Source organism: Novosphingobium sp. EMRT-2 (genome assembly GCF_005145025.1).
Classification (GTDB): Bacteria; Pseudomonadota; Alphaproteobacteria; order Sphingomonadales; family Sphingomonadaceae; genus Novosphingobium.
The window spans coordinates 1-21,571 of record NZ_CP039699.1 but is presented as its reverse complement, the minus strand read 5'-3'; the positions used below and the strand labels follow the sequence as shown (position 1 = coordinate 21,571).

General features: G+C 64.7%; 20 protein-coding genes and 6 pseudogenes. All 26 read left to right on the top strand.

What is annotated here, in order from left to right:
* Positions 1 to 69: 69 nt before the first annotated feature.
* The 26 genes and pseudogenes from FA702_RS21695 (at position 70) to FA702_RS21575 (ending at position 21,302) form a co-directional block, all read left to right on the top strand.
* Complete coding sequence (locus tag FA702_RS21695) at positions 70 to 549, top strand: heavy metal-responsive transcriptional regulator (protein ID WP_062345064.1); 480 nt, start codon at positions 70 to 72, stop codon at positions 547 to 549.
* A complete protein-coding gene (locus tag FA702_RS21690) occupies positions 546 to 767 on the top strand; it encodes a hypothetical protein (RefSeq protein ID WP_062345065.1) in 222 nt (73 codons plus the stop codon). Before FA702_RS21695 ends, FA702_RS21690 begins: the two co-directional genes overlap by 4 nt.
* 58 nt (positions 768 to 825) lie before the next feature.
* A complete protein-coding gene (locus FA702_RS21685) occupies positions 826 to 1,146 on the top strand; it encodes a hypothetical protein (RefSeq protein WP_007406382.1) in 321 nt (106 codons plus the stop codon).
* A 23-nt stretch (positions 1,147 to 1,169) separates the two neighbouring features.
* Positions 1,170 to 3,086 (top strand): 2Fe-2S iron-sulfur cluster-binding protein, encoded by a 1,917-nt coding sequence (locus FA702_RS21680; RefSeq protein WP_136958156.1) that lies wholly within the window; start codon positions 1,170 to 1,172, stop codon positions 3,084 to 3,086.
* Positions 3,086 to 3,814: a hypothetical protein gene (locus tag FA702_RS21675; RefSeq protein ID WP_136958155.1), complete on the top strand. Its 729-nt coding sequence runs from the start codon at positions 3,086 to 3,088 to the stop codon at positions 3,812 to 3,814. The genes FA702_RS21680 and FA702_RS21675 overlap by 1 nt, the downstream gene beginning before the upstream one ends.
* A complete protein-coding gene (locus FA702_RS21670) occupies positions 3,811 to 4,533 on the top strand; it encodes a hypothetical protein (protein WP_004212662.1) in 723 nt (240 codons plus the stop codon). Before FA702_RS21675 ends, FA702_RS21670 begins: the two co-directional genes overlap by 4 nt.
* Complete coding sequence (locus tag FA702_RS21665) at positions 4,520 to 4,963, top strand: DUF1622 domain-containing protein (protein ID WP_007406411.1); 444 nt, start codon at positions 4,520 to 4,522, stop codon at positions 4,961 to 4,963. The genes FA702_RS21670 and FA702_RS21665 overlap by 14 nt, the downstream gene beginning before the upstream one ends.
* Positions 4,964 to 4,977: 14 nt before the next feature.
* Positions 4,978 to 5,418, top strand: a complete 441-nt coding sequence (locus FA702_RS21660; RefSeq protein WP_015449267.1) for a four-helix bundle copper-binding protein — start codon at positions 4,978 to 4,980, stop codon at positions 5,416 to 5,418.
* A gap of 332 nt (positions 5,419 to 5,750) precedes the next feature.
* Complete coding sequence (locus FA702_RS21655; protein ID WP_016743863.1) at positions 5,751 to 6,974, top strand: glycoside hydrolase family 130 protein; 1,224 nt, start codon at positions 5,751 to 5,753, stop codon at positions 6,972 to 6,974.
* Positions 6,975 to 7,202: 228 nt separating this feature from the next.
* On the top strand, positions 7,203 to 7,493 hold the full coding sequence (locus FA702_RS21650; RefSeq protein WP_007406388.1) for a hypothetical protein: 291 nt from the start codon (positions 7,203 to 7,205) through the stop codon (positions 7,491 to 7,493).
* Between the two features lie 318 nt (positions 7,494 to 7,811).
* Entirely contained in the window at positions 7,812 to 8,213 is a 402-nt protein-coding gene (locus tag FA702_RS23030; RefSeq protein WP_015449265.1) for a hypothetical protein, read from the top strand.
* A 148-nt stretch (positions 8,214 to 8,361) separates the two neighbouring features.
* Positions 8,362 to 8,691: a hypothetical protein gene (locus FA702_RS21640; protein ID WP_004212674.1), complete on the top strand. Its 330-nt coding sequence runs from the start codon at positions 8,362 to 8,364 to the stop codon at positions 8,689 to 8,691.
* 252 nt (positions 8,692 to 8,943) lie between these two features.
* Positions 8,944 to 10,464, top strand: a complete 1,521-nt coding sequence (locus tag FA702_RS21635; protein ID WP_015449264.1) for an aldehyde dehydrogenase family protein — start codon at positions 8,944 to 8,946, stop codon at positions 10,462 to 10,464.
* Between the two features lie 26 nt (positions 10,465 to 10,490).
* Positions 10,491 to 11,516: an alcohol dehydrogenase AdhP gene (gene adhP / locus FA702_RS21630; RefSeq protein ID WP_044663293.1), complete on the top strand. Its 1,026-nt coding sequence runs from the start codon at positions 10,491 to 10,493 to the stop codon at positions 11,514 to 11,516.
* 25 nt (positions 11,517 to 11,541) lie between these two features.
* Positions 11,542 to 13,248, top strand: coding sequence for a copper resistance system multicopper oxidase (locus tag FA702_RS21625; protein WP_136958154.1), 1,707 nt, complete (start codon positions 11,542 to 11,544; stop codon positions 13,246 to 13,248).
* The gene (locus FA702_RS21620; protein ID WP_009823975.1) at positions 13,245 to 14,231 is read left to right on the top strand and encodes a copper resistance protein B; all 987 of its coding nucleotides are present in this window, start codon (positions 13,245 to 13,247) and stop codon (positions 14,229 to 14,231) included. Before FA702_RS21625 ends, FA702_RS21620 begins: the two co-directional genes overlap by 4 nt.
* A pseudogene (locus FA702_RS21615) lies at positions 14,225 to 15,465 on the top strand (MFS transporter). The gene FA702_RS21620 and the pseudogene FA702_RS21615 overlap by 7 nt, the downstream one beginning before the upstream one ends.
* Before the next feature lie 79 nt (positions 15,466 to 15,544).
* Positions 15,545 to 15,982 (top strand): DUF411 domain-containing protein, encoded by a 438-nt coding sequence (locus tag FA702_RS21610; protein WP_007683347.1) that lies wholly within the window; start codon positions 15,545 to 15,547, stop codon positions 15,980 to 15,982.
* 383 nt (positions 15,983 to 16,365) lie between these two features.
* Positions 16,366 to 16,629 carry a type II toxin-antitoxin system RelB/DinJ family antitoxin gene (locus FA702_RS21605; RefSeq protein ID WP_004212689.1) on the top strand — a complete coding sequence of 88 codons (264 nt, stop codon included), beginning with the start codon at positions 16,366 to 16,368 and terminating at the stop codon, positions 16,627 to 16,629.
* Complete coding sequence (locus FA702_RS21600) at positions 16,616 to 16,897, top strand: type II toxin-antitoxin system YafQ family toxin (RefSeq protein ID WP_004212690.1); 282 nt, start codon at positions 16,616 to 16,618, stop codon at positions 16,895 to 16,897. The genes FA702_RS21605 and FA702_RS21600 overlap by 14 nt, the downstream gene beginning before the upstream one ends.
* Before the next feature lie 401 nt (positions 16,898 to 17,298).
* Positions 17,299 to 17,460 (top strand): annotated as a pseudogene (locus tag FA702_RS23405) (IS21 family transposase); the annotation flags it as partial.
* 219 nt (positions 17,461 to 17,679) lie between these two features.
* Positions 17,680 to 19,139 (top strand): annotated as a pseudogene (gene istA, locus FA702_RS21590) (IS21 family transposase).
* Positions 19,136 to 20,029 (top strand): annotated as a pseudogene (gene istB, locus FA702_RS21585) (IS21-like element helper ATPase IstB). The pseudogenes istA and istB overlap by 4 nt, the downstream one beginning before the upstream one ends.
* A gap of 30 nt (positions 20,030 to 20,059) precedes the next feature.
* A pseudogene (locus FA702_RS23400) lies at positions 20,060 to 20,590 on the top strand (IS21 family transposase); the annotation flags it as partial.
* Positions 20,591 to 20,596: 6 nt separating this feature from the next.
* The gene (locus FA702_RS23020; RefSeq protein WP_210417681.1) at positions 20,597 to 20,758 is read left to right on the top strand and encodes a hypothetical protein; all 162 of its coding nucleotides are present in this window, start codon (positions 20,597 to 20,599) and stop codon (positions 20,756 to 20,758) included.
* A pseudogene (locus tag FA702_RS21575) lies at positions 20,703 to 21,302 on the top strand (ATP-binding protein). The gene FA702_RS23020 and the pseudogene FA702_RS21575 overlap by 56 nt, the downstream one beginning before the upstream one ends.
* Positions 21,303 to 21,571 lie beyond the last annotated feature (269 nt).

Genomic DNA, 21,571 nt, shown 5'->3' with positions numbered 1-21,571 from the left:
CCGTTCGGGATCGAGGCGAAACCGCTTGACCCTGGACCATGGTCCTACCGGCATGATCGAGCGGATGACATGGGCAATTTCAAGATCGGCGAACTGGCCGCCGCGGCAGGCGTGGGCCGCGATACGATCCGCTATTATGAGCGGATGGGCTTGCTGCGCGAGCCCGCGCGCACGGCAGCGGGCTACAGGCTCTACGACGCGACCGACCTCGAGCGCGTCAATTTCATCCGCTCGGCGCAGGAGCTTGGTTTCACACTCGAACAGGCCCGGAAGTTGCTGGCGCTCAGGGCGTCGGACACCGCGCATGCCCAGGCCGTGCTCGATATCACGCTCGCCAAGATCGCGGATGCCGAAGCCCGGCTCGAGCGCCTGTCCGATATCCGCGACATGCTGCGGATGCTCGCCGATGAATGCCCGGGTGAAGTACCCGTCTCCGATTGCCCGATCCTCGCCTTCCTGACGGCGCGGCGGAAAGACCAGCAGCATAACAAGAAACTTCAGGCAGCGCAGGACGAACGATCATCACTAGCGAAAGGGGTTTTGTCATGACGAAAATGCGTTTGATCGCCGTCCTCACGCCGGCGCTGCTTCTGGGCGCCTGTGTGACCACGCGGCCGACCTCGGCGCAGGTCGAGAGTTGCCGGGCGATGGAGGGCAATATGGGTCTCCAGACGCCGCATGATCATGGCGAGATGAAGGGGCAGGGGCGCAACCCGATGAACCTCTCGCACGACCGGTGCCTTCAGATCCTGCGCAACGCGCAATGATCGGGTCCGGGCGCCATCCCTGGCGCCCGGACACAGTTTTCAAGCCAAGGAGCAAGCTATGATCGACCATGCGAAAAAAGCCCTTCCGCTTGTCGGCGGAAGCCTGTTGCTGGCGCTCGCGCTTTCGGGCTGCGACCGCCAGGCCGACCAGACGGTGCCGCCCGCGGCGAACAGCGTCGCCGCCACCCCGGTCCTGACCGACAGCGGCAACGCTGCAGACGCGGCGCCGATGGACGCGATGAGCAACCAGGCCGAGATGGAGCGGCATCACCGTCAGGCGATGGACCATGACGCGATGCGCGCCGGGGCCGGCAACCAGACCGCGCCGGCACCCGATCCCGCGCCGGGCAATGCGGCGATGCCGATGAAGGATATGTAGGCTCGCACACGAAGGGGATGAGGATGTCCAGGCGGATCAGCCTTCGACGCTTGAGCCTCGGCTGCGCAATCGCTCTCAGCCTGTCCGCGAGCGCGAGCGCGGGCGCGCAGGAGGGCGGGGATCATGCCGCGCATCATGGCGCAGGCATGCCGGCCGGCGGGGGCATGTCCGCACCGGCAGAGCCGGGGTCGTCGGACATGGCGAAGATGATGAACCCCATGATGGATCGCATGATCAATGGGGAAGGGGAGAATGAGCACGGCCACGAATCGCGCCGGACCGGCTTCATCTCGCAGCTGCTCGCCTTTCCCGCGCTTGACGAAGCGGCAAGGCAGCGGGTCGCTGCGCAGGCCGGCGCACGGGTAAGCACGGGTCTGGCGATGATCAACGCCGCCTCGGCCGACGGCGCGCGTGCGACCACGGTCTCGGCCCGGCTCGATGCGGCGCGGCGCCTGCGCGAGGGAACCGACCTGTTCCGCTCCGGCACCGCCGCGCAGGGCGCGATCGGGGGCTTGCAGCCGCCCCGGGAGGTCGGGCTTGCCTGGCTGCGCGATCAGCTCGACATCGACCAGGCCGCGCCCGGCCATGCCGATCACTGGTTCGGCATCTCGCCCTCGCACCTCCTTCTCATGCTGTTCCTGGGGCTGGTGAGCGCCACGCTTATCGCGCTGCAGATCTTCCGCCTGCGGCGGATCGGGGCGATCGCCGGCGGTGTCGCCACCGCCAAGGTTCCAGCAAAGCCGGAGCCGAAGGCTGCCCCTCCCGCTACCAGGGTTGCGCCCGCGCCTGCACCCGTTGCCGACAGCGCCGGGCTCGCGCCGAGCAATGCGGCCGCACCCGCTGGGGCGTCGCTGCGCAAGCCCAAAAGCTGGGCGGGGCAGCTGCGCGTGGTCCAGATCGTGCGAGAGACGCCGAGCGTGCTGACCTTCCGGCTCGCGGACCCGACCGCCGACCGGCTGCCGTTCGACTTCCTGCCGGGCCAGTTCCTGCAGGTCGAGGTAGAGCCCGAAGCGGGCAAGACCGCGCGCCGTTCCTACACGATCGCCTCTTCGCCGACCCAGCGGGCCTATGTCGAACTGACGGTCAAGCGCGAGGAGCAGGGCGTGGTCTCGCGACACCTGCACGACAAGGTCGTCGCCGACGATCTGCTGAAGGTCAGCGGACCGTTCGGCGCCTTCACCTTCACGGGAACGGATGCGCAGAGCATCGTGCTGATCGCGGGCGGGGTCGGCATCACCCCGATGATGTCGGTGCTGCGCTATCTCACCGACACCGCGTGGAAGGGCGATATCTTCTTCTTCTACGGCGCTCGGTCGACCGAGGAATTCGTGTTCCGCGACGAGCTCGAGCGGCTCGAACGCCGTTTTCCCAACCTCCATGTCGTCGCCGCGATGCAGCGCGCGCCCGGCACCGTCTGGATGGGCCCCGAAGGGCCGATCACCCGCGAGATGATCCTGGCCGCGGTGCCGGAGATCGCGAGCCGGCGGATCCATATGTGCGGCCCGCCGGCGATGATGGGCGCGATGCGCGGCGTGCTGGCGGAACTTGGCGTCCCCGAAGCGCAGCTGCACACCGAGGCGTTCGGTCCGGCCTCGCTGCCGGCCGACCACGAGGATCTCGAGGTCAAACCCGCGCCCGCGCCAGCGGATAAGCCGGCCCCGAGCGCCGAGGTGGCGCCGAGCACGGTGACCTTCTCCGTGTCGGGGGTGTCGGCGGCCTTGCCCGCGGACGAGACCGTGCTCGAGGCGGCCGAGGGCGCGGGCGTCGAGATCTCCTATGCCTGCCGTGCGGGCACATGCGGCGCCTGCGTGGTCAAGCTGCTGCAGGGCGAGGTAACGATGGAGGTCGAGTCCGGCCTCGCGCCCGCCGACAAGGCGCAGGGCTATGTGCTCGCGTGCCAGGCGAAGGGCACGGGCACGCCGCTCGTGGTCGAAGCCTGATGCGCGAACGCAGCGACATCGCCGTCGGCCTGCTGGTCGCATTCCTGCTGCTGTTCCCGTTCGGCTACCTCGTGCATGTGTCACCGCGCTTTCCGGGCAGCCTCGCTGGCGGGATCATCGGGATCGCAGCGCTCGTGCTGATGCTGCTGACGCTTCCCTATGTCGCGGCCAAGCACATCGCCTGGGTCGACAAGGCGCTCTCCCGGCTCGTCAGCAAGCCTACCCTGCTCGCCATCCACATCTATGCCGGCGTGCTGGCGCCGATCCTGGGTCTGGTCCACGCCGCGCACAAGCTCGAAAGCCCGGTCGGACTGCTTCTGACCGTCCTCCTGCTGATGACGGTCATCACCGGCTTCATCGGCCGCTACCTGCTTGCCCAGCTTGGTCGGGCGCTGCGCGGACGCAGGTCGGAACTGGCCTCGCTTCGCGCCGCCTTCCTTGAGGAGCCGGCGGCGCCGGCGCAGGCCGATACCGCAGCCGCGCCGCTGTCGGGCTGGAGGCGCTATCTGTTCGTCGCCGGGGATGCGCCCGCGGGCCAGCACCCCCAGAACAGGGCGGGGATCGCCGCGGCGCTGGCCGATACCGAATTCGCGATCCGCGCCGAAGAGGCGACCAACACCCTGTTCGCGCGGTGGCGGTTCCTGCACATCCTGCTGGGCTGTCTCATCTTCGCGCTGCTCGCGCTCCACGTCGGCGCGGCGATCTATTACGGGCTGCGCTGGCTATGAGCTGGCAGCGTCTTTCCTATGCCGTCTTCATCGCAGCCCTGCTGGTGATGGTCGCCGCGGTCGCGATCCGGATGCGATCGGACGCGCCGAGGGATGCCGGCCTGGTGGCGCAGCTCGTAGCGCCCGGCCCGCTCTCGAGCGCCCACCAGTCCTTCGCCGGCCAATGCACGGCCTGCCACACGCCGGGCAAGGGCGTCGAAACCCGGACCTGTCTCACCTGCCATGCGGGCACGGATTTCGGGACGAAGCAGTCGACGCAGTTCCACGCGAAAGCGACGCAGTGCACCTCCTGCCACGTCGAACATGAGGGAGAGCGCGGCATCATCCGCATGGATCACGCCGCGTTGCTCGACATGGCAAAGTGGCGGCAGCCTTTGGCGGGCATGTCGACAAACACTCGAAGCCTGACCCCCGAGACCGCGCTCAATTGCGCGAGCTGCCATGCGTTCCGCGATCCGCACCAGGGCCTGTTCGGCACCGACTGCGCGAGTTGTCACAAGACCGACAGCTGGAAGATCGCCAATTATCGCCATCCATCGGTCAATTCGACGCAGTGCGCCGAGTGCCACAAGGCGCCGCCGAGTCACTTCATGGAGCATTTCAGCATGGTCTCGCAGCGCGCAGCCGGATCGAAGGCGCGCGTCGATCAATGCTATGCCTGTCATGCCACCGACAGCTTCAACAATATCCGCAAGCGAGGCTGGTATGATCACCATTGAGGCCGACTGGCTGAGCGCCTTCTTCCGGCTCGCGGTGATCGGCCTGGAACTGGCGGGCACGCTGACCATCCTGGTCGGCGCGGGGCTCGCAACCTTTCTGTTTGCGCGGCGGGCGAGGGCGGGCGACCGAACCGAGGCCTATAGCGCGTTCCGCTCGGCGCTCGGCCGCAGCATCCTGCTCGGCCTGGAATTTCTGGTCGCCGGCGACATCGTCAAGTCGCTGGTGATCAACCCGACGCTCGACGATCTCATCGTTCTGGCCGGGCTGGTGCTGGTGCGGACCTTCCTGAGCATCTCGCTCGGGGTCGAGATCAACGGCCACTGGCCCTGGGAGGAAACCCGGATGGCGCGGGAGAAGGCGCGTGCGGCGTCGGATGGGTCGCCTGCGACGGCTGAGGCCGCCGGATGCGGCACAGCGCTCAAGGGATAGCAGATGGGAGGTGCATGATGATCGAGAGACGCGAATTGCTGATGGCCGGCGCCGGCCTTGCCGCCGCCGGAACGCTGGCTGTGCCGGCGGCGGCGCAGCAGCATCGAATGGAAGGGATGGCGATGTCGATGACGGACTGCATCGACGATTGCGTGGCTTCGCACCGCATGTGCCTGGAAACCGCCGCTTGGCTGACGAAGCAAGGCGGCGCGTCAGCTACGGCGTCGCTGATCGCCATGCTGAACGACTGTGCGGAACTGTGCCAGGCGACCGCCAACTCGATGCTGCGGGAATCTGCCCTGCACCGCATCGTCTGCCGCGCCTGCGCCGACGCTTGCGAGCGCTGCGCCGAGGAATGCGGACGCCATAGCGCGGACCAGCGGATCGCGCGTTGCTCGGCCACCTGCAAGAAATGCGCGGCGAGCTGCCGAACGATGGCGGACATGTCGAGCTGAGCGGCGCGCTTCGCACGTGCCCCACATAGTCACGTTCAGGCCAGAGCCCCCGGTCACAGCTTGTGTGTCCGACAACTACGCCAGGACAGCGATCATGGCACGTGGCACAAAGTCCGAGTATCCGGCAACGGCGGAAATCATCGCACCCGCCATCGCCGGAGCCTTTCGTGCCGCCACCCGATAGTCGGGTAATGCCGAGCACCATCTTTACGATTGCGTGAACGCTCCACGGTCGATCTGTATTGGAGAAGTCAGTGTCAACCGCCGAATTTGTCAACCGGCTACCCGAATTGCTCCGCCCCAATCCAGCAAGGGTAGTGATCAGACCCTATATGCCGTCGACGGAAACCTATAAATATGCGGTACCGGATCAGCCACGTGCGCAGCGCATCGCCGACCGCGTCCTGGCGCTCGACCCAGCATCGCTCCACGATGAGTTGCAACGCATTCTTGATGATTTCTCGGGAAGGCATCGTGAGGTTCCGTCCCTGTTTTTGCGGCGGTTCCACGAGGTTGATGGCATCATCGTCTGTGATTGCGAGGTCACCCATGAACAGGCGCTCTTGATCGGTGCCCATTTTTGCAACGAATATTCCTATGAGGCAGCAGCGCTTTTCAATCCGAGCATCGTCCTGCATCCTGACCAGTCTGCTGTACCTGAAAACTCTCTCCGATTCATTCTTTCCCTGCGAGGCGTGGGCGAGGGGCATATCTCCTCCGTCACCTTTCGCACCGGGTTTTGCGCCGCGGACGGAACCATAGCAATCAATCCTCCGAGCCCCATGCCGCTCGTGCTGGAGACTGAAAACATCTCCGGCGAGGACGGGCCGGACGCGGGCATTCGGATCAAGTGCGATGGCAGCCACGATCTCTCGGAGATCGTGATCTTTCCGACAACCCCCAGCCAGCGTGGTGGCATCGAAGACCTTCGCTTGGTCCGCTTCCTGGACGACGATGGCCGAGCCACCTATTTCGGTACATATACGGCATTTAGCGGCCAGTCCGTCCGGCAGGAGTTGTTGTCCACGCCGGACTTCCGGACATTCGAACTCAGACCGCTGCGTGGGGATGCCACCGGTAGCAAGGGCATGGCGCTTTTCCCCCGACGCATTGCCGGGCACTTTGCCATGCTTGGGCGCGAGGATAACGAAAATATCTGGTTCCTGACGTCCGCGGACATTCACGACTGGAGTGGCGGAGCGAAAGCCATCGAACCTCGCTGGCCTTGGGAGTTTGTCCAGATCGGTAATTGCGGATCGCCGATCGAGATCGACGAAGGCTGGCTGGTCGTAACTCATGGAGTCGGCGCCGTTCGGAACTATTGCATCGGGGCGTGCCTGCTGGACCGTGACGATCCCTCGAAGCTGCTGGCGCGGACGAAGCTACCGCTTTTGCGGTCGGACATGGATGAGCGCGAAGGTTATGTGCCAAACGTAGCCTACAGCTGCGGCGCGATGGTACATAATCGGGTGCTGGTACTGCCTTATGCCATTGCTGACAGCTTCACCACTTTTGCCACTATTCCTCTCGAGCGTCTGCTGGCCGCCATGGATTAGTCACTGTTGCCGACCTGTCCTGCTCTCGAGTCCGAACCATAGTTACACATCGGCACAACAACGATGCCAGTGCGATAATTTATGGCCATCTCAGAGACGGACTTCGCACATTACGTATACAGCAAGGCGGAAGGTGACACCATTTCACGGGCAAGCTCCGGAAGGGGCGACAATCGACCGGGCATATGCTCGATCGAACGGGAAACCCAGACTTGAAGGAATGGATACTTGCGCAAGAAGACGGCAATGATCGCTTCGCTCGCAGCTCTCGGCTTCCTCGCCGTCAGTGCCGGACCGGTGCTGGCGGACGGGATGCCGCCGGGCATGCCCGATCTTGAGGAGACCCTCAAGGCCAGGCCGGCGCCTGCCCAGCCCGATCCTGCCCACATGCAGGGCATGGCTCACGGTAAGGAGCAGATGCACGGCCAGATGATGCAGGGCCATCGAATGGCGATGCGGGATTCGCAGGACCAGGACGGCGCCTCCGGCATGTCACACAGGTCGGACGGTGGTTGCTGACCCTGCCATCATTCCATCAGACGACAAGGTTGACGGACAAGATCATGGCCGCTTTCAACCGAAGCCTTGGTCCGCCGTTCCCACGGCGGGCCAATCGCTTTTCTGGCCGGTCTCAGGACGAGAAAACCAGGCCGGGTCACATTTTTGATCGATCCCGGATCATCATTTTACGCGCCTGCTCCAGCAGGCACACGGCCGATCGGATTTCGATTCGTAACTTACGTATACAGACAGCGTCTCGCTAGCAGCATTGAAGCTTCGGAATTGCCGGGATCGGAACGTCGATCGGGCAACAGGAAGAACACTCGGAGACCCTCAATGCGACAGACGACATTTCTCGCGGCGCCCGTCAGCCTCTTCGCGACGCTAACCTTCGCCGCCGGCACCGCTCTCGCCCAGTCGACGCCCGCGCCCGCGCAGGCTGCGCCGGCCCATGCCCACCAGCAGGGCATGGATCATGGCGGGCAGCAGATGCACGATCAGATGATGAAGGATCATCAGGCCGGCGCGCAGAAGCAGCAGGGGCAACCGGCCCAGCAGGATCAACAGGGCATGTCGGGGATGGCCGGCATGTCCGGCGGCTCGCCTGCATCGAACGGCTCGGGCATGGCCGGTAAGGCGAAGAGTGGCTGCTGCAAGATGCCGATGAAGAAGGCCAAGCCGGCGGCGAAGAAGAAGACCGCCAAGCCCATGGCCGACAAGCCGATGAGCGACATGTGAAGTTTCCAGCCCCGATAAAACACCCCCCGGGGCTGAGGGCCCGCCGCCGCCCCCGCGGCGGGCCAGTTCTTTGACGATGCCCAGCGTCGCCCGTGCTCCCGGCCTTCAAAACCGGGTCCGAGCGTCTGACTTGACAGAGGAAACAGCGATGCGAAAACATCTTGGCGTCGGTGCTGCTGTTGGCTTTCTGCTCTTTGGCAGCACGCCGCTCCTCGCACAGGGTATCGGCCATAGCTTGTTCATGCGCGGCAAGATCGTCCGTATGGATGCGGGCGGCACAGTGGCCTGCCTGGGTAAGGCCGATGGCGCGCACATCGGGCAGATACTCGAAGTCTATCACGCAACGCCGCGCCACCGCCGTCTTGTCGGTCATGTCGAAGTCGACCAGATTTTCGACGACCATTATGCTCATTTCCGCGTGAGGGACGGGACGCTTCAGAAAGGCGATTGGGTGAGCCTAAAGCGCGTCCGGGCGTAACGCCAGAATTGGAATGCCAAGCGCCGCCCTCGCCAAAAGAAGACTCGGCCGAGTAACGCCTGTCTCGGCATAATTCCGATCAGGCGTGCGCGAATAGGTTCGGGAGTCGATGAATAGTCATCGGCTCTGTTGGCGTGTCTGACCCTCAAGCCCGCGACCCCGATACCAGACTACCTTCTGCGGAACTTACTTATAGGCCACCCGGGCAAAGAGATTACTCCGTCAGGCCATCGATAGAGATGGAGTCAGGTTATGTTCGAGAAGGCGATCGGGACCATTAACGCGGCGGCCTCCTTCCGACACCGCTATGATAATTTCATCGGAGGCCGCTGGAGCGCTCCTGCGGGCGGCGAGTATTTCGCCGACACGAGCCCGATCAATGGCGCCCAGATCGCAGAGTTCGCGCTGTCGACGCCGGAAGATGTCGAGCGCGCGCTCGATGCGGCGCACGCCGCCAAGGATCAATGGGCAAGGATCGCGCCCGCCGAACGCGCCAGGATTCTCAATCGCGTCGCCGACCGGCTCGAAGACAATCTGGAGTTGCTGGCACTTGCCGAGACGATCGACAATGGCAAGCCGATCCGCGAGACGCGCGCTGCCGACGTGCCGCTCGCGATCGACCATTTCCGCTACTTCGCCGGCTGCATCCGGGCGGAGGAAGGCGGCATCTCGACGATCGATGCGGACACCATCGCCTATCATTTCCGCGAGCCGCTCGGCGTCGTCGGCCAGATCATCCCGTGGAACTTCCCGCTGCTGATGGCGGCGTGGAAGATCGCCCCGGCGCTGGCGGCGGGCAACTGCACCGTCATCAAGCCCGCATCCCAGACGCCGCTCACCTTGCTGATGTTCGCCGAGCTCACCGCCGACATCCTGCCGCCCGGCGTGCTCAATGTCGTCACCGGCCCGGGACGGACCGTCGGCCAGGCGATCGCCGCCAATCCGCGCATCGCCAAGGTCTCGTTCACCGGCGAGACCGTCACCGGCAAGCAGATCATGCACGCCGCGGCGGACCATCTGATCCCCCAGACGATGGAGCTTGGCGGCAAGTCGCCCAACATCTTCATGGCGGACGTGCTCGACGAGGACGATGCCTTCTTCGACAAGGCGCTCGAAGGCTTTACTTTGTTCGCCTTCAACAAGGGCGAGGTCTGTACCTGCCCGTCGCGCGCCCTGATCCATGAGTCGATCTTCGACCGCTTCATCGAGCGCGCCGTGGCGCGCGTCGCCGCGATCCGCCAGGGCGATCCGCTCGACCCGTCGGTCCAGGTCGGCGCGCAGGCGTCGGAGGACCAGCTCCACAAGATCCTGGGCTATATCGATATCGGCAAGGCCGAGGGCGCGCAGTGTCTGGTCGGTGGCGCCAGGGCGCTGCCGGGCGGTGCGCTCGACCAGGGCTATTTCGTGCAGCCGACCGTGTTCGTGGGTCAGAACCACATGCGCATCTTCCAGGAGGAGATCTTCGGTCCCGTCCTGTCGGTCACCACGTTCAAGACGGTCGAGGAGGCGATCGCACTTGCCAATGACACCGCCTACGGTCTTGGCGCGGGCGTCTGGACCCGGAGCGGCAACACCGCCTACCGGCTCGGCCGCGCGATCGAGGCCGGGCGGGTCTGGACCAACTGCTATCATCAGTACCCCGCCCATGCCGCCTTCGGCGGATACAAGGCATCGGGCTTCGGGCGTGAAAACCACCGGATGATGCTCGATCATTATCAGCAGACCAAGAATCTGCTCGTCTCCTATGACGAGCACGCGCTCGGCCTATTCTGACCCCCCGCTTAAAAGGAGAAACGGACATGGCGAAAACCATGAAGGCGGCGGTCGTCCGCGAATTTGGCAAGCCCCTGGTCATCGAGGACGCGCCGATCCCGACGGTCGGCCCCGGGCAGGTCCTGGTCAAGATTGCGGCAACCGGCGTGTGCCATACCGACCTGCACGCGGCAGAAGGGGACTGGCCGGTCAAGCCCAACCCGCCCTTCATTCCCGGCCATGAGGGCGTCGGGCATGTCGCCGCCGTTGGTGCCGGCGTCACCCATGTGAAGGAAGGCGACCGGGTCGGTGTGCCCTGGCTCTACACCGCCTGCGGGCACTGCGTGCATTGCCTGGGTGGCTGGGAGACGCTTTGCCACGAACAGCAGAACACCGGCTATTCGGTCAATGGCAGCTTTGCCGAATATGTCCTCGCCGATCCCAACTATGTTGGTCACCTTCCCGACAATGTCGACTTCCTCGACATTGCGCCGATCCTCTGCGCGGGCGTCACCGTCTACAAGGGACTGAAGGCCACCGAGGCCCGGCCCGGCGAGTGGGTGGTCGTCTCCGGCATTGGCGGGCTCGGCCACATGGCGGTGCAATATGCCCGTGCCATGGGTCTCAATGTGGCCGCGGTCGACATCGACGATAGCAAGCTCGACCTCGCTACACGCCTTGGCGCCACACTGACGGTCAACGCGCGCAGCGAGGACCCTTCGGCAGCGCTCAAGAAAGCCATTGGCGGCGCGCACGGGGCGCTGGTGACCGCCGTTTCGCCCAAGGCGTTCCAGCAGGCGCTCGGCATGGTCCGGCGCGGCGGCACGGTCGCGCTCAACGGCCTGCCGCCGGGCGACTTCCCGCTGTCGATCTTCGACACCGTGCTGAACGGCATTACCGTGCGCGGCTCGATCGTCGGCACGCGGCTCGATCTGCTCGAGGCACTGGCGTTCGCCGGCGAGGGCAAGGTCAAGGCCACGGTCCATGCAGACAAGCTGGAGAACATCAACGACGTCTTCTCCCGCATGCATCATGGCGACATCGAGGGCCGGATCGTCCTCGACCTCGCCTGAACCCGACTTCGCGAAAGTACAGTTCATGTCTCCCTTACATATCCGGCCGATCGCGCGGCGCCGTTTCGTCCAGGGGCTGGCGATCGGCGGCGCGGTCGCCGGTTTCGCCCCGGCGCTTCTCGCGCGATCCGCCCCAACCTTGCCCGCTGAGCTGAGCGGGACCGAGTTCGACCTCGAGATCGCCGAGCTGCCAGTCAACTTCACCGGCAAGCGCCGTATTGCGACTGCCGTGAACGGCAGCGTGCCCGCGCCGGTCCTGCGCCTGCGCGAAGGCGATACGGTCACGCTCCGTGTGCGCAACGGCCTCAAGGAGATGTCGAGCATCCATTGGCACGGCATCATCGTGCCGGCGGAGATGGACGGCGTGCCCGGCATCAGCTTTGCCGGCATCGCGCCGGGCGAGACCTTCACCTATCGCTTCGAGGTCCGCCAGAGCGGAACTTACTGGTATCACGCTCACACGCTCGCCGAGCAGACGGGACTCTATGGAGCGATCATCGTGGAGCCGAAACAGGCGCCGGTGGCGCGGGCGCCCGATCGCGACTATTGCATCGTGCTCAGCGACTGGTCGGACGAGCCGCCGCTGCAGATCTTCCTCAATCTCAAGAAGCAGAGCAGCTACTATAATTTTGCGCAGCCGACCGCCGGCGATTTCCTCAAGGATGTCGGCACCATGGGCTTGGGCAAGGCGCTCGAGCGGCGGCGGATGTGGAACAGCTCGCGGATGAACCCGACCGACTACAGCGATGTCTCTGCCGCGACCTACACCTATCTGATGAACGGCGCGCCGCCCGCCGGCAACTGGACCGGTATCGCCGCGCCCGGCGAGCGCGTGCGCCTGCGCTTCGTCGGCGCGGGGACGGCGACGTTCTTCGACGTGCGGATCCCCGGGGTCGAGCTGACGGTCGTATCGACCGACGGGCAGCCGGTCGAGCCGGTCACGGTCGAGGAATTCCGGATCGGCCCGGGCGAGACCTACGACGTCGAGTTCACCATGCCCGAGGGCGGCGCCCGCACCATCTTCGCGCAGGCGATCGATCGGAGCGGCTATGCGCGTGGCACGATCGCACCGGCCCCGGGCATGGCGGCAGCCGTGCCGCCGCTCGATGCCCGGACCTGGCTCGAGCCGGTCGACATGATGGGCGCGATGGCGACGATGGGCGCAATGGGAGGCGACGCGCATGCCGGGCACGGCATGACCGAGATGCCGGCCAGGGCACGGCACGCCCGCACCGAATATGGCGCCAATACCGACATGCGCGTCGACTATCCGCGCACCAATCTCGACGATCCCGGCGCCGGGCTGCGCGGGCGCGGCTGGCGCGTGCTGACGCTGGCCGATCTGCGCACGCCGGGCGGCGATCCCGACCCGCGCGAGCCCGAGCGCGACATCGAGCTGCATCTGACGGGCAATATGGAACGGTTCATCTGGTCGCTCGACGGCATCAAGCTCAACGATTCCCGGCCGCTGCATTTCAAGCCGAACGAGCGGCTGCGCGTCACCTTCGTCAACGACACGATGATGGCGCATCCGATGCATCTGCACGGCATGTGGAGCGATGTCGAAGGCCCGGACGGCGCCTTCCAGGTCCGCAAGCATACGGTCGTGGTCCAGCCCGCCCAGCGGGTGAGCTTCCGCGTCACCGCCGACGCCATGGGCCGATGGGCCTTCCACTGCCATCTGCTCTATCACATGGCGGCCGGCATGTTCCGGGAGGTGGTGGTCGCATGATCCGGATTATCCCCTCGCGCGGCATTGCTCTTGGCGTTGCCCTCTTCCTGGCGCCGGCGATCACGGCTCCCGCCCTCGCGCAGGATGCCTTGCCCCCGTCGCCCGCCGCCACCCCTGCCCAAACGGCCACTCCCGATCCAAACTCACCTTCCGCGCAAGGCTCTCAGGAGCATGCGGGCATGGACATGCCGGGCATGGATATGACCGACACGAAGGCGTCCGGTAACGGCGCCACGATGGACATGGGCTCGATGCAGGGTGGCAAGGCCCCGCCGGACGCGCGCAACTCGGACGATTATGCCGACGGCTATCGCAACTCGACGCTGCCGGGCTATGAGATGGCCGACAAGCTCTCGATCCCCAAGATACTTGTGGATGAGCTCGAGTTCACCAGCGGCAACGAGGGTCAGGGCGTGGGCTGGACCGTGCTCGTCACCAAGGGTCAGGACAATGACAAGCTCTGGCTGCGCAGCCAGGGGCTCAAGAACTCCCGCGACCAACGTCTCGATCCGGAGAGCAGCGTCGAGGCGCTGTGGTGGCACAGCAAGAACCCGTTCTGGGGCACGCTGCTCGGGGTCAGGCAGGATCTCGGCAAGGGTGCGACCACCTGGCTCGCCGCCGGCGTCGAGGGACTGGCGCCCTATTGGTTCGACGTCCAGCTCACCGGCTATGTAGGAACCGATGGGCGTCTCGCGGCGCGCGCCAAGGCCTCCTATGAGGTCCTGTTCACCAATCGGTTGATCCTTACGCCGCAGGTGGAAACCAATATCTATTCGAAGCGGTCGAGCGATCGGCAGCTCGGCAGCGGCTTCAGCAATGTCGAGCTGAGCGGACGGTTGCGCTACGAGGTGTCGCGCAAGTTCGCGCCCTATATCGGCTTCGTCTGGGAGCGCGCATTTGACGGCACGGCCGATTTCCGTCGCCTGCGCAGGGAAGGGCCTTCCGAACACAGGCTGGTGATCGGCTTGCGCGCCTGGTGGTGATCCGCGGATGGCCACTCGAGGGATCGACCGCGAACGCGCCGCGTGACAAGGCTGGATCGCAAGCCAACGGTCGCTGGCCGGCCTCCTTTTTCGTCTTGTTGCTCGCGGCGGCTGCGGCGTCGGCGGGACAGACGGCCATTCTCGCCTTCCTTCCGGCACTGGTCGACCCGGCTCGTGGCGCGCTATCGTCAAGCGCTCATGATTTTCATGTCGCGAGCCTGACCGCGGTCCATCCCCTGGCAGCCTTGCTGGCGGCGCCGCTCTGGGGCTGGATCGCGGACCGGGTCGACTATCGGGCGATGTTGCGCGCAGCGCTGGTCATCCTCGCGCTGGTGACCGCGCCGATCGGCCTCGTCGGGTTGCCTGAGCTTTATGCATTGCGTCTGGTGGCGGGGATGGCGTCGGCCGCCATCATACCGTTGGGCTTGCTCTGCGCGAGCTTTGCCGCAAGCGGGCGCGCGGACCAGGCGCGCCGCTTCACCTGGCTGACCGCCTTCGTGTTTCTGGGCGATCTCGCCGGTCCGCTGGTGGCGGAGGTCTCGGCCGCGATCCTGCCCCGCGCTCCCCTCATGATCCTCGCTCTCGGCATCGGTGCCGTCGGGGCGGCGCTTTGCGCCGTGCGTCTGCCGCGCTGGTGTGCACCTTGCATCGATGGCGGAGACCTGCCCGCGCCTACGCTCGGCGCGACGTTGATCCTGCTTTTTATCACGATCGTCGCGGGCGGCGGGCTGGCGGCGATGCATGTCAATCTCCTGGTGACGCGGAGCGCCATTTCGCTGAGCCGCGAAGAGATCGCCTGGATGCTCAGTCTCTGCGGATTGGGCATGCTGGCGGCACAGATCTTCCATGCAAAGCTGGATTGGCTGGTCACTGTGCCGAGGCGGCTTGCCGGATTGACGCTGGGCCTGCTGGCTGTGGCACTTTTCATGTTTCCTGTCGCCGCGAGTATGGCCGAGCTCAGTGGGATCATCGTTGCTGCCGGCTGGAGCTCGGCAACCCTTCGATTGGTCACCAGCTTCTGGATCAGCGGCGGCGGGGCCCCTTCAGGCGTGAAGCTCGGTTTCCAGCATTCCGCCGCCAGCATCGGGCAGGCGCTCGCGCCGCTGGCGATAGCCATCGTCGCTCCCGGGCGCAGCCGCTCGTTCTGTGGGGGATTGGTGGTCTATCGCTAGCGCTGCTTGTGTCCCTGCCGCTAGCCTGGAGGCCGCCCGCCATCGTAAAATCATCTGCGTGATGAGGGGAGGGGCGCATTGATGCGTATAGAAAAGAAGGGGCCTCTGCCCCATGCTTATCGTTCTTCCGGGAGTCATTTCATGAAGACCCGCCTATTCGTCGCCTTGCTGTTCCTCGCCATGCCCGGCGTAGCGCTTGCGGCCAGTGATATCGTCGTCCACCGGGATCCGGGATGTGGATGTTGCGAGAAGTGGGCGCAGGCCGTGCGCGCGAAGCTGGGACGCAAGGTCGTCATGCGTGACGATGCGTCGCGCAGCGAGCTTCAGCGCAAGGCCGGCATGCCCCGGACGCTGGCATCTTGCCACAGCGCGATCGTCGATGGCTATATGATCGAGGGCCATGTCCCGATATCCGACGTCAAGCGCTTGCTGGCGACCCGTCCTGCGGGCGTCAAAGGCATTGCGGTTGCGGGGATGCCGATCGGTTCGGAGGGCATGGAAGTGGCAGGCGCTGCCCGCCAACCCTATACGGTGGTGGCCTTCGGCAGCGCCGGTCAGCGAATTTTCGCCCGCCATTGATATCGCGCGGTTTGCAGCATCCTGCAGAATTGCCCGGTGGTAGAGGACCCCGCTGTCGCGTGTAGAACCTTGTGTCAAGCGAGCTGATGGCGTCCCTACCCCTACCTACACTGAAAAAGCAACGATTTGTCTTGTAAGTTGTTCGCGGTCGTCTCCCTGATTTGCCTGAATTTGGCCCAAAATGTGGAACGATTGTGGGACCGTTTGCCCACCGAAAGTGTGAGAACGGCCCCAACATTCCCGATCAGGGCCCCGAACCGATGGCACTCACAGCATTGAAGGTGAAAAACGCGAAGCCCGGTCGCCATGTCGATAGCCGGGGCTTTGCCTGATTGCACTTTGCGTTCGCTTGCATTACATCGTCATGCAGAAAGGAAATCGACATGGCCGCAAACGCTCTTGTGCAGACCCGGATCGACGGAGCGGTGAAGGAGGAAGCCGCGACCGTGCTGGCTGCTATGGGGCTGACCGTCTCCGATGCCGTGCGCCTGATGCTGACCCGCGTTGCCCGCGACAAGGCCTTGCCGTTTGAACCGCTGGTGCCCAATGCCGAGACGATAGAGGCCATGAAGGAAGCGCGCGAGGGAAAGGGCAAGCGGTTCGCCACGGTGGTCGACCTGATGGCCGACCTCAATGCGGACGATTGAACGCTTCGGGCGGTTCAAGCGCGACTACAAGCGGGAGAAGAAGGGGCAGCACGCCAAGACGCTGGACGCTGACCTGATCCCGATCATCGAGGCGCTGGCATCCGACGAGCCGCTTGAACCGCGCCACCGCGACCATGCGCTGACCGGCGACTGGCGCGACCATCGCGATTGCCACATAAAGCCCGACCTCGTGCTGATTTACCGCAAGCCCGATGACGACACCTTGCAGCTTGTGCGCTTGGGATCGCACGCGGAATTGGGTTGGTGACGCCCGCGCATGGCGAGCTTATACGTTTGTCGGGTATGTCAGCCAGAGGCACGATTACGGGTTAGGTGTGATCAGCGAGCATCCGATGCCAACAAGCTTTTGCAGAAGACATCAATCGCAGAGATGCATTCGGCAGGCGCTGCTTGAAACAAAAATGAGGGCCATAAATCACTTTCACCCTCAAATTCTGACAAATTTGCCGTTAGTTCACGACTGGTGAGCGAGAAATGAGCCGATCGCGTTGGGCTTGAAGAGCCGACCGCTCGCTCCACCGTCGTGACCCCTACGTTGATGACCGGCGGATGCTGGCCCGGTAGACGATGCTGCCGAGAGCGACGACGACGCCCATGATGGCAAAAGATTCCATGCTCGAATGGCTCAAAAGCCAGATCGTGAGAAGGAAGGCGGAGTGCCGGCGCTGGGCCGAGCACCACACCCATCCCGAGCGCGGCGATATCACCGTGGCCTAGGCGCTGGAGATGGAGCGGCCTGTCCTGCAGCCGATCCTGGCGCCCTTCGATGGCTTCCATGAGAGCGAGCATGCCGTCACCGGCACCTGTGTTGCGCGACGATCAGGTTGAGAAAGCGCGACAATCAAGATGGGAATCCGGTGTGTCGGGATCGGCGGAGGGCGTAGCCCGTAGCCGGTCCCGACACACCGGAGGCGCTCTTTGCGGGGTGCCTGTGATGGTCGTGGTGGCCGCTATGCATGAGGTTTTCCGAGAAGGAGGACCTGACGTGTGGCCGGTCGACACATCAACGATCATCAGGTGAGACTTTTCATGACCAACAGACGTAATGACCCCGTCGCTCTGGCGGCGGCTAAGGCTGGATTCAGCCCGGCGACGGGCTATCGGGTTCTTCAGGACGCCCGGTTGCCATCACAGCGGCAAACGCCACGCAGCCGGCGCCGGCCTGACCCCTTGCCGGTATCTTCGATGAGGTGGTCGTGCCGATGCTGGAGGCTGCTCCGGGCCTGCGGCCTATCGCGATCTTCGAGGAACTGCGGCGCCGATACCCCGAGACGGTGTTCGGCTCCCGGCGAACCCTGGAGAGGCGCATTCGCGACTGGCGCGCGATGAACGGGCAAGATCGCGAAGTCATCTTCCGGCAGGTGCACGAGGCCGGGCGGCTCGGCCTGTCCGATTTTACGTGCATGGACGATCTGGCTGTCTCGATCGCCGGACAACCACTGGATCACCTGCTCTATCACTTCCGGTTGCCGCGCGGCGGTTTCGAGCATGGGCACGTCATCCTGGGCGGCGAGAGTTTCGTTGCCTTGGCCGAAGGGCTGCAGAACGCACTCTGGTCCGCAGGCGGTGCGCCGAAGCTTCATCGTACCGACAGCCTCTCGGCCGCCTTCCGCAATCTGGAGGCCGATGCCAGGATCGACCTGACCAGGCGCTATGACGCGCTCTGTGCCCATTATGGAATGGAGCCCACGAGGAACAACCGGGGCGTTGCTCACGAGAACGGCGCGATCGAGAGTGCCCATGGTCATATCAAGGCTGCCGTGAAGGATGCGCTGCTGCTGCGAGGTAGCGGCGACTTCGCTGACCTTGCCGACTATCGCCGCTTCATCGACGAGGTCGTAAATGCGCGCAACCGGCGGCACAGCCCCGGGATCGATGCCGAACGCAAGTTCCTGCAGTCGCTGCCGGACGTGCGCACCACCGATTACGAGGAGATCCTCGTGACGGTCACATCCTCGGGCGGCTTCACGCTGCGCAAGGTGTTCTACACGGTCCCATCCCGCCTAATCGGGCACCGTTTGCGGGTCCGCCTGTATGATGACCGCCTCGACGTCTTCATCGGGGCACGAGGCTCATGACCCTGCCGCGCGGCCGCGCCGGCATGAACGGGAAGCACGGCCACGTCGTTGATTACCGCCACGTGATCCATTCCCTGCGCCGCAAGCCCATGGCGCTGCTGGGGCTGGTTTATCGCGACAGCCTGTTCCCGCGAGATGCCTATCGCCTGATGTTCGACCACCTGCTGGAAGTTCAGGGCGAGCGGGAAGCCTGCCGCACCACCGTCGAACTTCTGGCCATGGCCACGAACGTGCCTGCGAGGCCGAACTCGCCGGGATCCTGACCGATGATCTGACCGCGCGCCGAACGCCGTGCCTGACAACCTTGCGGGCCCGGTTCTGTCCGGACCCGCCGATCTGCCCGAAGTCGTGGTCGAACTGGTGCCGCTCTCGATCTACGACGGACTTATCGAACAGGGAGAAGCCGCATGAGTGCAGTTCCCATGATCGATGCACAGCGCCTCAGCCTCATGCTCAACGAGCTGCGCCTGCCCACCATCAAGCACATCTGGGGGACTTCGCCGCCCAGGCTGACAAGGAGGGGTGGCCCGCGAGCAGGTTCCTCGCCGCGCTCGCCGAACACGAACTCGCCGAACGAGATCGCCGCCGGATCGAGCGTCACCTGGCAGAGGCCCATCTGCCTGCAGGCAAGACCCTGGACTGCTTCGCCTTCGATGCCGTGCCGATGATCTCCAAGGCCCAGGTCATGGCCCTGTGCGCCGGCGATGGCTGGCTCGAACAAGGGGCAACCTCATCCTTTCGGTCCGCCGGGCGGCGGCAAATCCCATCTGGCCGCGGCAATCGGCCTTGCGCTGGTGGAACGGGGCTGGAGGTTTGTTTTCTCGAACCTCCGACTCGTGCAACGCCTGCAGGTCGCCCGACGCGAACTTGCACTCGAATCCGCCATGGCCAAGCTCGACAAAAACCACCTGCTCGTTCTCGACGACTTTGCCTACATCTCGCGCGATCAGGCCGAGACGTCGGTGCTCTTCGAGTTGATCAGCGCACGCTACGAACGACGGTCGTTGCTGATCACCGCCAACCAGCCCTTCGGCGAATGGACAGGGTCTTCCCCGATCCCGCCATGACACTCGCCGCTGTCGACAGGCTCGTGCACCACGCACCATCTTCGAGATGAACGTCGAAAGTTACCGGCGGCGCACGCACAGGCCAGGCGCACCGGTGCCGGCCGCCCGGCCGCCTACACACGCCAAAGATCCTCGAGACCATCCGCGTCAATCAGGATGAGAACGACGAACTTGCCAGCGACAATCAAAACAGCCACTGATCGACGCGCCGTGACAATCACATTCTCATCCTGATTGACGCGCAATCCTCATACAGTTTGTCGCGCTACAGGCACCTGCCTCATCAGCTTCGACCGCAACGCTTCGGTCCATGTCCAGGGCGCGCGGCGCACGGTGCAGGTGCGCGCCTATGCGGGCCGGATGGTCATCCGCTGCGGCGAAGAGATCGTCGGGGAACATGAGCGTCACTTCGGGCGGAACCGCACCATTTACGATCCCTGGCATTATCTGCCGGTTCTGGCCCACAAGCCGGTGCCTGCGCAACGGCGCGCCGTTCCAGGACTGGGAGTTGCCGCCATCCCTCCATCGCTGCGACGCAGGCTGGGGCACGGGGATGAGGCGGATCGCAGGTTCGTGCGGTGCTCTCGGCCGTGCTCACCGATGGCTGGAGCAGGTCGAGGCCGTGCGCGAAGCGCTGGCGAGCGGAACGGTCAGCGACGACCTGATCTCAACATCCTCTCCCGTGCCGCGAGCCGGCGACGCCCCATAGCATCGTCACTTCGGAAGACCGGATGCTGATCACCCGCCGTCGCCGACTGTGCCAGCTATGACCGACTGCGAGGCTATGATGCAGCGCATGAGATGATCGACACAATGCGCGGCCTGGGCCTCAAGGGCATGGTGGCCGCGTTCGACGAGCCGTCACCACCGGCCTCCAGCGCCAGCGCCCACCATGGAATCCTGACCGATCTGCTCCGGCGGAAGCCACCCATCGCGACGCCGCCTCGATCCGATATCGCATGACGGCCGCGCGGCTGCCGGTGGTGAAGGACCTGGAGCGGTTCAGCTTCGAAGGGACGCCGATCAACGAGGGACTGATCCGCTCCTGCATGATGGCTCCTTCCTACCGGCGCGTCGCAACATCGTGCTCGTCGGCGGCACGGGCACCGGCAAGACCCACCTCGCCATCGCGATTACCGCCAACGTCGTGCGCAAAGGGCTCGGGCACGATACTTCAACACCGTCGATCTGGTGACACGCCTCGAAGAGGAGGCCCGGATCGGCAAGGCGGGACCCTGGCGGGACAGCTCTCACGGCTCGACCTGGTGGTGCTCGATGAGTTGGATATCTGCCGTTCGCGCGCTCTGGTGGCCAGCTCCTGTTCCACCTGATCAGCAAGCTCTACGAACGCACCAGCGTCGTTATCACGACCAACCTCGCCTTCGGCGAATGGCCTACCGTGTTCGGGGATCCCAAAATGACCACGGCTCTGCTCGACCGCGTCACTCATCACTGCGATATCGTCGAGACCGGCAACGACAGCTGGCGCTTCAAAAACCGCAGTTAGCCGCCACTCTCACCCCAGCTTCAAAACGAACTTGCGCTGTGTACGCCTCCGGCCGGGCTACGCCCGACCTCCGCCGCACACAGCGCAGGGCATCAACCCTCCGCTCAATTCTCGAAAAGGGGGTCCCCTTCAACGCCTATACGGGGTCCCGTTTGCGCGCCGTTTGACAAAGTGAATGGCAGACTGCCGATCACCCCGGCATTGCTGCTGACCGCGAATTATACCTACACCGATTCCGTCCGGAAGGTGGCGGCGAGCCCGCTTTCGAC